The sequence below is a fragment of the Rhodococcus sp. 06-221-2 genome, from assembly GCF_002258365.1.
Classification (GTDB): domain Bacteria; phylum Actinomycetota; class Actinomycetes; order Mycobacteriales; family Mycobacteriaceae; genus Rhodococcoides; species Rhodococcoides fascians.
Window position 1 is genome coordinate 23,842 of sequence record NZ_NOYJ01000036.1, and the last position, 10,565, is coordinate 34,406.

At 64.6% G+C, this 10,565-nt stretch carries 12 protein-coding genes; 7 read left to right on the forward strand and 5 right to left on the reverse strand.

Features of this window, described 5'->3' with window-relative positions:
- Positions 1 to 73 precede the first annotated feature (73 nt).
- Positions 74 to 424 (forward strand): nuclear transport factor 2 family protein, encoded by a 351-nt coding sequence (locus tag CH281_RS25000; RefSeq protein ID WP_094695817.1) that lies wholly within the window; start codon positions 74 to 76, stop codon positions 422 to 424.
- A gap of 95 nt (positions 425 to 519) precedes the next feature.
- Here the strand turns inward: CH281_RS25000 and CH281_RS25005 are convergent, their stop codons facing one another.
- Positions 520 to 1,602 carry an inositol-3-phosphate synthase gene (locus CH281_RS25005; protein ID WP_027495057.1) on the reverse strand — a complete coding sequence of 361 codons (1,083 nt, stop codon included), beginning with the start codon at positions 1,600 to 1,602 and terminating at the stop codon, positions 520 to 522.
- On the reverse strand, positions 1,595 to 2,185 hold the full coding sequence (locus tag CH281_RS25010; protein WP_027495058.1) for a PadR family transcriptional regulator: 591 nt from the start codon (positions 2,183 to 2,185) through the stop codon (positions 1,595 to 1,597). Before CH281_RS25010 ends, CH281_RS25005 begins: the two co-directional genes overlap by 8 nt.
- 197 nt (positions 2,186 to 2,382) lie before the next feature.
- Between CH281_RS25010 and CH281_RS25015 the strand changes: the two genes are divergently transcribed.
- The 3 genes from CH281_RS25015 to CH281_RS25025 are packed head-to-tail and all read left to right on the forward strand — an operon-like array spanning position 2,383 to position 3,373.
- Positions 2,383 to 2,826, forward strand: a complete 444-nt coding sequence (locus CH281_RS25015) for a phage holin family protein (RefSeq protein WP_230074919.1) — start codon at positions 2,383 to 2,385, stop codon at positions 2,824 to 2,826.
- Positions 2,823 to 3,104, forward strand: a complete 282-nt coding sequence (locus CH281_RS25020; protein ID WP_094695816.1) for a DUF3618 domain-containing protein — start codon at positions 2,823 to 2,825, stop codon at positions 3,102 to 3,104. Before CH281_RS25015 ends, CH281_RS25020 begins: the two co-directional genes overlap by 4 nt.
- Positions 3,101 to 3,373: a DUF4235 domain-containing protein gene (locus CH281_RS25025; protein WP_094695815.1), complete on the forward strand. Its 273-nt coding sequence runs from the start codon at positions 3,101 to 3,103 to the stop codon at positions 3,371 to 3,373. Before CH281_RS25020 ends, CH281_RS25025 begins: the two co-directional genes overlap by 4 nt.
- A 26-nt stretch (positions 3,374 to 3,399) precedes the next feature.
- Here CH281_RS25025 and CH281_RS25030 read toward each other — a convergent pair whose 3' ends face one another.
- The gene (locus CH281_RS25030) at positions 3,400 to 4,245 is read right to left on the reverse strand and encodes a DUF1707 domain-containing protein (protein ID WP_094695814.1); all 846 of its coding nucleotides are present in this window, start codon (positions 4,243 to 4,245) and stop codon (positions 3,400 to 3,402) included.
- A gap of 21 nt (positions 4,246 to 4,266) precedes the next feature.
- Complete coding sequence (locus tag CH281_RS25035; protein ID WP_230592056.1) at positions 4,267 to 5,082, reverse strand: DUF1707 SHOCT-like domain-containing protein; 816 nt, start codon at positions 5,080 to 5,082, stop codon at positions 4,267 to 4,269.
- A 99-nt stretch (positions 5,083 to 5,181) separates the two neighbouring features.
- Here CH281_RS25035 and CH281_RS25040 point away from each other — a divergent pair, with 99 nt between their 5' ends.
- The 3 genes from CH281_RS25040 to CH281_RS25055 all read left to right on the forward strand — a co-directional run bounded on the left by CH281_RS25040 (position 5,182) and on the right by CH281_RS25055 (position 9,936).
- On the forward strand, positions 5,182 to 5,613 hold the full coding sequence (locus CH281_RS25040; protein ID WP_027495064.1) for a DUF5318 domain-containing protein: 432 nt from the start codon (positions 5,182 to 5,184) through the stop codon (positions 5,611 to 5,613).
- A 387-nt stretch (positions 5,614 to 6,000) separates the two neighbouring features.
- Entirely contained in the window at positions 6,001 to 8,376 is a 2,376-nt protein-coding gene (locus CH281_RS25050; RefSeq protein ID WP_371828549.1) for a transglycosylase domain-containing protein, read from the forward strand.
- 111 nt (positions 8,377 to 8,487) lie between these two features.
- Positions 8,488 to 9,936, forward strand: a complete 1,449-nt coding sequence (locus CH281_RS25055) for a glycosyltransferase family 87 protein (protein WP_052053643.1) — start codon at positions 8,488 to 8,490, stop codon at positions 9,934 to 9,936.
- Here CH281_RS25055 and CH281_RS25060 read toward each other — a convergent pair.
- Positions 9,911 to 10,565 (reverse strand): TerD family protein (locus tag CH281_RS25060; RefSeq protein WP_143544879.1); only part of this gene is annotated, 655 nt, incomplete at its 5' end. The genes CH281_RS25055 and CH281_RS25060 overlap by 26 nt on opposite strands.

Sequence of the window (10,565 nt, forward strand, 5' to 3'; positions counted from 1 at the left end):
ATGAGTAGAAGTTCTGGCGATGATCCGAACCAACTGTTGGACTTCTGACTCCGTCGGTTCGAGACTCGAATCCATGACACAGACACCCGCACAAATTGCCGCGACCTACTTCGAGGCCTGGAAATCGAAGGACTTCGACACTTTGGCGTCGATCCTGCACGAAGACGCCACGTTTCGGGGGCCACTGGGCACCGCCGACAGCGGCGAGGAATGCGTCGCCGGGTTGAAGGGAATGTCGCAGATCGTCACCGACATCGACATCGCGCACGTCTTCGTCGATGGCCCGAACGTGCTGACGTGGTTCGAGCTGCACACGTCCGTCGCACCCCCGGCCCCCACCGCGAACTGGCAACGAATCGAGAACGGCAAAATCACCGAAATCAGGGTGACCTTCGACCCTCGCGCCATCGTCGAGGCGGGATAGACGAACGCCCGCCGGTACTCAATGTGACATTTGGTGGCCTATTGGGGGGTCAATGTCACGTTGAGTGGACCGGCGGGCGTCAGTGCCGCGGAGAATTACGCGTCGATGATGAAGGCTTCGAGTTGTTCGCGAGCGACGTCGTCGGCCAGCTGCTTCGGCGGGCTTTTCATCAGGTAAGCGGAAGCCGGGATGACCGGTCCACCGATGCCGCGGTCCTTGGCGATTTTCGCGGCGCGGACTGCGTCGATGATGACGCCGGCGGAGTTGGGCGAGTCCCAGACCTCGAGCTTGTATTCGAGGCTCAGGGGAACGTCACCGAAGGCGCGGCCTTCGAGGCGCACGTAGGCCCACTTGCGGTCGTCGAGCCAGCCGACGTGGTCGGACGGTCCGATGTGGACGTCCTTGGCGTTGAATTCCTTCTGCAGGTTCGACGTGACGGCCTGGGTCTTGGAGATCTTCTTCGACTCGAGGCGGGTGCGCTCGAGCATGTTGAGGAAGTCCATGTTGCCGCCGACGTTGAGCTGCATGGTGCGGTCGAGCTGCACGCCGCGGTCTTCGAACAGCTTCGCCATGACGCGGTGGGTGATGGTGGCACCGACCTGGCTCTTGATGTCGTCGCCGACGATGGGGACGCCAGCGTCCTCGAACTTCTTGGCCCAGACGGGGTCGGAGGCGATGAAGACGGGGAGGGCGTTGACGAAGGCGACGCCTGCGTCGATGGCGGCCTGTGCGTAGAACTTGTCGGCTTCTTCGGATCCGACGGGGAGGTAGGACACGAGGACGTCGACCTTGGCGTCACGCAGTGCCTGTGCGACGTCGACTGCTTCGCCGTCGGCCTCGGTGATGGTCTCGCGGTAGTACTTTCCGAGGCCGTCGAGGGTCGGTCCGCGCAGGACGTGGACGTCCTTCGGGGGCACGTCGGCGATCTTGATGGTGTTGTTCTCGCTGGAGAAGATGGCCTCGGAGAGGTCGAAGCCGACCTTCTTGGCGTCGACGTCGAACGCGGCGACGAACTCGACGTCGCGGACGTGGTACTTGCCGAACATGACGTGCATCAGGCCGGGAACGGTGGCGTTCTCGTCTGCGTCCTTGTAGTACTCGACACCCTGGACCAGGGATGAGGCGCAGTTGCCCACACCCACAATGGCCACGCGGATTGCGTTGTTGTTCTCACCCATGGTCGGGTTCTCCTTCTGTCTTGACTGTCCTGTTTGGTGCTGTGTGGGACGGTGCTGGGTTGGGGGCGGCTTGCTCGGCTGCGATGACTTCGTTGAGCCAGCGCACCTCGCGTTCGCTCGATTCGAGACCGAGCTGGTGGAGTTGCCGGGTGTAGCGGTCGAGTGTTCCGTTCGCCTTGGCCACAGCGTCGCGGAGGCCTTCTCGGCGCTCCTCGACCTGGCGTCGTCTGCCTTCGAGAATGCGGACCCGAGCTTCTGCCGGGGTTCGACTGAAGAAGGCCAGATGTACGCCGAATCCGTCGTCGGTGTAGTTCTGCGGTCCGGTGTCGGCCACCAGTTCGGCAAATCGTTCCCTGCCGAGGGGGGTGAGCACGTACACCCGTTTTGCTCGTCTTTTCACGAGCAGTTCGGGACCGGCGTCCTCGGCGATGAGCCCGTCGGTTTGTAGTCGACGGAGCGCCGGGTACAGCGATCCGTACGAAAACGCACGAAATGCTCCGAGCAGGCCGGTCAGCCGCTTGCGAAGCTCGTAACCGTGCATGGGTGATTCGAGAAGCAGTCCGAGAATTGCGAGTTCGAGCATGCAACTCCCCCTTCTCGAATCCAACGATCACATCCTGGCGATGCGATGAGCCACACTATCGGAGAATGTATCGCGCCGATACATGAAGTGACAAACCAATGGCCGGTTACGTCGCGCGAATCGGCATTTACGGACGTGTTTTTCGGGGTTCTTCGCGGGTATCGACACAGGACGGCACCACATCGAAGGAGCGCATCATGCACGAAAACGATCAACCGCCCCCGCTGTCGAACGCCGAGTCCGAGCGGGGCTCCCACGTGGCGGACCTGTCGACTGTGCAACTGATCGAGCGACTGACGACTCAGGTCTCGACGCTCGTCCGGACCGAGATCGACGCCGGACTCGCCGAAGTCAAGAGCAAGGGAAGCCGCCTCGGGGTAGGCGTCGGAATCTCCGGCGCGGGTGCGTTGCTGCTGTTCCTCGGGCTCGCCACCTTGATCGCTACCGCAGTGCTCGGACTGGCGACAGTGTTGTCCGCATGGCTCGCGGCGCTGATCGTCGCGATCGCGGTGCTGGCGATCGGGGGCATTCTGGCCGCAGTCGGCGCGTCCCGGGCCAAGAAGGCCTTGCCGCCGATTCCCGCGGACACCGCAGCACGTATTGGCGACGACATCACCGCAGTGAAGGAGGGAATCCGATGACCGACACACCGGCGCACAGTGTTCCCGGCAACTCCGATCAGCCGCCCAGCATCGAGGAACAGCGTTCCGAACTGGCCGACACCGTCGCCGCTCTCGCGGCCAAAGCCGACATCCCCACTCGAGTGGGCAACGAGGCCTCTCGACAGGCGACACGTGCCTCCGATGCGGTGCGCAGTAGGCCCGGCACTGCCGCAGGGGCCGTGGGCTTCGTGGTGACCGCAGTGTTGGTGACGGTTCTTCTTCTTCGTCGCCGACGTACGAGAAAGGTGTTTCGATGAGTGCAGTATCGAAGGCGTTCTACAGACCGATGTCGTTGGCGACGAGTGTGCTCGGCGGGCTGGCGGCCGGCGCGGTGTTCAAGCAGGTGTGGAAGCACGTCGGCGACGACGACGCGGCGGCCCCCGACCCGAAGGATCTGAATCGGTCCGTCCGAGAGGTGCTGATCGTGGCAGCCGTCCACGGTGCGGTGTTCGGCGTCGTCAAGGCCGCAGTCGACAGGGCAGGGGCAACCGGTTACCGCGCCATCACGCACGAGAGCCCGAAGTAGCTGACACGCAACATGATTCGCGGCGTCTATCGGCTTACCGAGACGATGTTGCCCGCGAAGTCCGCTTCGACGCGGCCACCCTGATCGTCGTCGTCGTGTGCGGTGATCGAGATGCGCTGCTCGCCGCGGGAATCGGTGATCATGACGTACTCGACGGCGGCGTCCGGAACCCCGACGGCCTCGGGCGTTCCCGCGACGAGGCCGGCCAGAACTGCGGAATCAATTGTGGCCCAGTCGAAGAGAGCCTCTTGTGCGTCTGGCGCGTCGGTCTCGTGATACATCTCGAACCCCCCGGAGACGAACACACGCTCTCGTCGGCCCTCTGCCGTCGGGCGATAGACGTCGGCACGGTTGCCGTCCATCTGAATGAACACCTCGAGAACCTGCGAACTGCCGAAGCGTTCCACGTAGCGTTCTCGAAAATCGTCGAGTCCGGCTGCCGTGTCGAAAACGAAGGGGCGGGCGATGATCGGGGTGACGTCGACCGGCAGGTCCATCGGCACGGTGGGGGCGACGCTGCGCGTCGTCGTGGACGCGACGACGGCAGCAGTCGGAACCGGTTCTTCGCCGGTCCTGGTCGACAGAAACACCACCAGCCCTACAGTCAAGATGACGACCGAGCCGAGTGCCAGCAGTAGCCGGTTCTTCGGTTCGGATGTTCGCGGCGGTGGTTCCGGAAGGTCGACGTCGATTTGTAGGTCGGAGACCAGGCGTCGTAGGTCGCGCAGGGTGATGGCCACCCGCGCACGTTCGCTGCGTAGGCGGTGCTCGTCGAAGGTGAGCTGGCCGTCGGCGTATGCGGAATCCAGAACGGTGGCGGTCAGTGCGCGGTCAATTTCACGGGCGCGAAAATCGGGTCGTTGTGCCATCATGCGGCCTCCTTTCCGGACACATCAGCCGAACGAAAACGGCGTGACACGCAGGAAGTTGCCTGCGGGATCGAATAGGAGAGTTCCGCTTTCCTGGTCGGTGTTGTCGGCGGAGACGGAAATTTGCGGACCGTTGTCGCTGCCGTGGAAGCTCACGTTGTAGCTGTCGATGCGACTCATGTTCAAGCTCTCGCGGGCACCGGCGATGATTCCCGCTGCCTTCGTCAGATCGACCGTCGCCAGGTCGATCTGAGGTTCGTCGAAGTCGCGGGTGCTCGAGAAATTGTCGTCGTAGTCGTCGATCACGCCGTCGCGATAGGTGTAGCTGACCTGTTTCTGTGGCACCCCGGGTGCGGGTGCCGAAATGACGGCGTAGTCGTCGTACAGCCCGAGTCTGTCGACCACCGACGTGCCGATCTTCTGTTGCAGTGCATCGACGATATCTACGACGACTGCAGGATTCTTGTACCCGGCCGACCCGAGACCCGATTCGGGGTCATTGGTGTTCGAGCACGCGCGAATGCCGAAGGTGAGCGCCACGAGGGCGGCAACGGCAGGGACCGCGACGGCCATGAAGCCCAGGCGTGAGCCCTTTGCCGTCGTGATCGGATGCGCGAACTCGATCGGGTCGGCCATCGGCGGCAGGTCGGTGTCGTTCTGAAGGTCCTCGATGAGGGCGTGCAGATCGGCGATCGTGTCGGCTTCCTTCGCCAGATCGATCCTTGCGGCGTGCTCGAAATCGGACAGCTGGCCATCGGCGAGTGCTTCGTCCAACGTGGCGCAAGTGTCGGTGCGATCCACATCACGCGCTCGCGTACTGGGTGACAGTCGCGTCGGCACAGGTGGAGCATAGTTTCTCGGCCCAGGAATGGGGGTCGATCGTCGTCCAGGCGGGGATCGCAGGTCTCCATCGACACTGCCGCACGTACTCTGGTTCTCGTGCGACTTCAGCGACAGGTGGTGGACTACGCCCTTCAGCGTCGGTCGCTGCTGGCCGAGGTCTACTCCGGTAGGACGGGCGTGGCAGCGGTCTGCGATGCAGATCCCTATCTTCTACGTGCCGCCAAGTTCCACGGCCGCGGCAGCGACGTAGTGTGCCCGATCTGCCGGAAGGAGCAGCTCACGCTGGTGTCGTGGGTGTTCGGCGAGAAGCTCGGACCCCTGTCCGGCTCCGCGAGAACGGCCGACGAACTCGGCCGGCTGGCTGCCACCCAAGAGGAATTTTCGGTCCATGTGGTCGAGGTCTGCCGCTCGTGCAGCTGGAATCACCTCGTCCAGTCCTACGTCCTCGGGGCCGTGCCCGCACCCAAGCAACCCCGTCGCCCACGATCGGGATCCCGTCAACCGAACCGTCGAACTGCGAGTGAATGACACAATCGCTTCGCTGAACCCAGCCACCGAGAATTCGACGCGGCCGCCGAGATTACTGGAGATTCGTACGTGAGTTCCCCCTACGACAACAACCCGGGTAACAACGAACCTGGCCGTAGCGACTCCGGACGGCGCCCCGACGTGCCCGGACCACCGCGCGGCAGCCGCCATTCCGATCCGCCCGGACGTCGTCCGGTACCCCCACCGGGCCAACGGCCGGTGCCTCCTCCGGGTCAGCGTCCGCTACCGCCTCCGGGTCAGCGCCCCGGACCGCCTCCCGGGCAGCGTCCGATGCCACCGCAGGGTCGACCGCCGATGCCACCTCCGGGTCAGCGTCCGGTACCGCCTCCGGGCCAGCGCCCCGGGCCCCCTCCTGGGCAGCGTCCGATGCCACCGCAGGGTCGACCGCCGATGCCTCCCGCCGGCCAACGTCCGGGTCCGCCTCCGGGTCAGCGTCCGATGCCACCGCAGGGTCGACCGTCCGGTGACGGTCGCTACGCCGCGGCAGGTGTCACTCGATCGGGATCCGTCCCGCCGCCACACGAACCGAACGATCCATCAGCTAGCTCCTCGGGCAACGAACCGCCCGAGCCCCCCGAAAGAGGTTCCGCCGCGAAAACGAAGAAGAAGTCCAAGTGGCGGGTAGTTCGACGCACGTTGTATGCGTTGGTCGCCTTGGGCCTGATAGTGCCGATTCTGCTGTTCATGGTGGCGTACACGCTGGTGGACGTCCCGCGGCCCGGTGACCTCAGGACCAATCAGGTTGCGACGATCTTCGCCTCCGACGGGTCGAGCGTGCTCGGCAAGGTGGTGCCACCCGAGGGCAACCGAACCGATGTCACGATCGACCAGATTCCGGAGCACGTGCGTAACGCCGTGCTCTCGGCGGAGGATCGCGACTTCTATTCCAATCCCGGGTTCTCGGTGACCGGCTTCGGCCGTGCCCTGCGCGACAACGTTCTCGGACGTGACAGCGCGGGCGGCGGTTCCACGATCACCCAGCAGTACGTCAAGAATGCGGTGGTCGGCTCCGAGCGGACGTTGACGCGAAAGATGCGCGAGCTGGTCATCTCGTCGAAGATGGCTCGCCAATGGTCCAAGGACGACATTCTCGCGGCGTATCTGAACACCATCTATTTCGGTCGTGGCGCTTATGGCATCGCTGCCGCGTCGACGGCGTACTTCGGCAAATCCGTGGATCAGCTCTCGGTCGAGGAAGGCGCAGTACTGGCTGCGACCATCCAGCAGCCGTCCGGACTCGATCCGGAAGTCAACCCCACCGGTGCTCAGTCGCGGTGGAACTACGTGCTCGACGGCATGGTCTCGCAGGGCCAGCTCGATCCGACTCAGCGTGCGGCGATGCAGTATCCGCAGTGGGTCCCCATTTCTCAGGTCGATTCGGGTGATGCCGCCGACGCAGGTCCCAACGGTCTGATCAAGGCGCAGGTACTGCGTGAGTTGTCGGCTGTCGGGGTCAGTGATCAGGATCTGAACACCGAGGGTCTGCAGATCACGACGACGATCGATCCGAGGGCGCAGGCCGCCGCGGTCGAGGCCGTGGACAACAACCTGCAGGGTGAGCCGTCGGAGCTGCGCACGGCGTCGGTGTCGATCGATCCGCGCAGTGGCGCGGTCCGCTCGTACTACGGCGGCGCGGACGGGCGCGGTTTCGACTTCGCGCAGTCCGGGTTGCAGACCGGATCGTCGTTCAAGGTGTTCGGCCTCGCCGCTGCCTTGGACCAGGGCATTCCGCTGTCGAAGATGTACGACAGTTCCTCGCTCGACGTCAACGGCATCCAGATCAGCAACGTCGAGGGCGAATCCTGTGGCACGTGCACCATCGCCGAAGCCCTCAAGCGGTCGCTGAACACGAGCTTCTACCGCATGATGCTGGGCATGGACAACGGCCCGCAGGCGATCGCGGACATGGCACACAAGCTCGGTATCCCGCAGGAGATCGAGGGCGTCGGCCCCACGCTGACCGAGCCCGACAACGCGGGCCCGAACTACGGAATCGTGCTCGGCCAGTACCAGTCGCGGGTGATCGATATGGCCTCGGCCTACGCCACACTGGCAGCCTCCGGCGTCTACCACACCCCGCACTTCGTGCAGAAGGTCGTCACGGCCGACGGCACGGTGTTGCTCGATCGTGCACCCGAGGCCGGTCAGCAGGTCGTCTCGGCGGCGGTGGCCGACAACGTGACGTCGGCGATGCGTCCGATCGCCGGGTACTCCAACGGTCACAACCTCGCGGGTGGTCGTCAATCGGCGGCGAAGACCGGTACCGCGCAGCTCGGTGATACCGGACAGAACAAGGACGCCTGGATGGTCGGGTACACCCCGTCACTGTCGACGGCGGTGTGGGTCGGTACCGAGCAGGGCTTGCCGCTCGAGAACAGTTACGGCGGTCCGATCTACGGATCGGGCATACCGTCGGACATCTGGAAGGCGACTATGGACGGCACGCTCGAGGGCACCTCGAACGAGACGTTCCCGACGCCCGAGGCCATCGCCGGTCAGGCAGGTGTCCCGCAGTACTCGGCACCGGCTGCCCCGGTCACGACGGTGGCTCCGTCCGCGCCGCCGCCCGTGACTCTGCCGATCCCGACGGAGATTTCGCCGCCGGTGGTCATCACGCCGCGTCAGGTCGAGATTCTGCCGGGCGTCACCATTCCGCTGCCGGGTCTGGCCCCGGCTCAGCCCGCACAGCCACCGGCAGCACCCGAGCCGGCAGCCCCCGAACCGGCGACTCCCGGCCAGTAGCACCGAACGGTGACGACCGAACCCGAGCGCAAGGGCAGAGCCCTTGCCAGTCCTGGTCGCCTGGACACGGCGAGTGCAACGGACCGTGACGCACCCAGCCGTACCGATCCGATGACCGAGGAACTGTCCTCGGTCATCGGCGGGCCGGTGGGCGCGCACGCTCTGGTCGGTCGGCAACGGTGGTTCACTGCGCTGCGGGTCATCCTGTTGCTCGCTGTGGTCTTTCTCTGCTTCGGCTGGTTCGCCAAGGCAGCGTGCATTCAACAGGCACCGGTGGGTCCGAACGGTGAACTCGGACTCGACTGGAGCGGCAGTCGCCAGTACGTGGCGATGTGCTATTCGGACACCGTGCCGCTCTACGGTGCCGAGCGGCTCGACCAAGGCGCGTTTCCGTACAAGAAGTCCTGGGAAGAAACGAAGGCCGACGGGTCGAGTCAGATCCGGTACATGGAATATCCGGTCATTGCCGGCCTGTACCAGTACGGCTCGATGGTCGTCGGAAAGGCATGGAACTCACTGAGTTTCCTGCCGCAAGCCCTGCCTGTGGTCGTCTACTTCAACGTCGTCGCTCTGGGATTGGCCGTCGCGTGGCTGGTCACCGTGTGGGCGACGGCGATCTCGGCGGGGCGACGCATCTGGGACGCTGCCCTGGTGGCTGCCTCACCGCTGGTGATCGTGCATGGATTCACCAACTTCGACGCTCTCGCAACGGCATTCGCGCTCACCGGTCTGCTGGCCTGGGCCAAGAAGCGGCCCGTACTGGCCGGCATACTGCTGGGTCTCGGCGGTGCCACCAAGCTCTATCCTCTGTTGTTCCTCGGGCCGCTGCTGGTGTTGTGCTGGCGGGCCGGCCGCATGCGCGAGTGGGGGCTGACCGCAGCGGCTGCCCTCGGGGCCTGGCTTGCGGTCAATCTTCCACTGGCCCTGCTGTATCCGACGGGGTGGTACGAGTTCTTCCGGCTCAACTCCGAGCGCGGAGCCGACCCCGATTCGCTGTACAACGTCGTCACTTCCTTCACCGGATGGACGGGCTTCGACGGCCCCCTCTATCCGGGGGACAAGCCGATGGTTCTCAACGCAGTCACGCTGCTGCTCTTCGCCGTCGTGTGTGCGCTGATCGCCTACATCGGTACGACGGCTCCGACCCGGCCGAGGCTGGCCCAGTTGGTGTTTCTGGTGGTGGCCGGGTTCCTGCTGACCAACAAGGTGTGGAGTCCCCAGTACTCGCTGTGGCTGGTCCCTCTCGCGGTGCTGGCTCTACCGCATCGTCGAATCCTGTTGGCGTGGATGGCAATCGACGCGTTCGTCTGGTTCCCCCGGATGTACTACTACCTGGGCGTGGACAACAAGGGGCTGCCCGAACAGTGGTTCACCGCCACCGTGGTCGTGCGCGATATCGCAGTGATCGGCCTGTGCGCGTTGATCGTTCGGCAGATCTACCGGCCGTCGGAGGATCTCATTCGAAACGGCAGCGCCGTCGACCCGCTCGGTGGCGTGCTCGACGGCGCTGCAGATCGAACCGGTCGGCGTGCGGTCACATATAGCGGCCGAGCTGCTTGACGGCTTCACCGGCGTGCTTGGCCTGGATGCCGTCGCCGATGGCCTGTAGCTTCCATTCACTGCCCTGGCGGTAGACCTTCGCCATCACCAATCCGGTGAACGGCATGCCGCCCTGCAGGGTGAAGCGGGCGAGTTCGGTGTTGGTGGTGTTGTCGACCAGCCGGCAGAACGCATTGGCGACCTGCTCGAACGTCTGGCCGCGGTACGAGGTGACCGTGAAGACGATGCCGGTGACGTGCTGGGGTACTCGCGTCAGATCGACGACGATGACCTCGTCGTCGCCCTCGCCCTCACCGGTCAGGTTGTCTCCCTTGTGCGTGATCGACCCGTCCTTGGCGTTGAGCTGGCCGTAGTACACGACATCGTTGACGTTGCGATCTGCCAGCATGATCGCCGACGCGTCCAAGTCGATGTTCGCCGCACGGCCCCCGCCGCCGAACAGTCCACCCTTCTTCGGGGTCGTCACCGGGTCCCAGCCGAGGCCCATGCGAATGACCGTCAGGGCAACTCCGCCGTCCTTGCGGAGAGTGACCTTCTGGCCCTTGGACAGACTGACGGGCTTGGACTTGGTGAGACTGACTTCCGGAGCCTCGGAGCGAACCGGGGCGGGAGGGGCTGAGGGCGGCGAA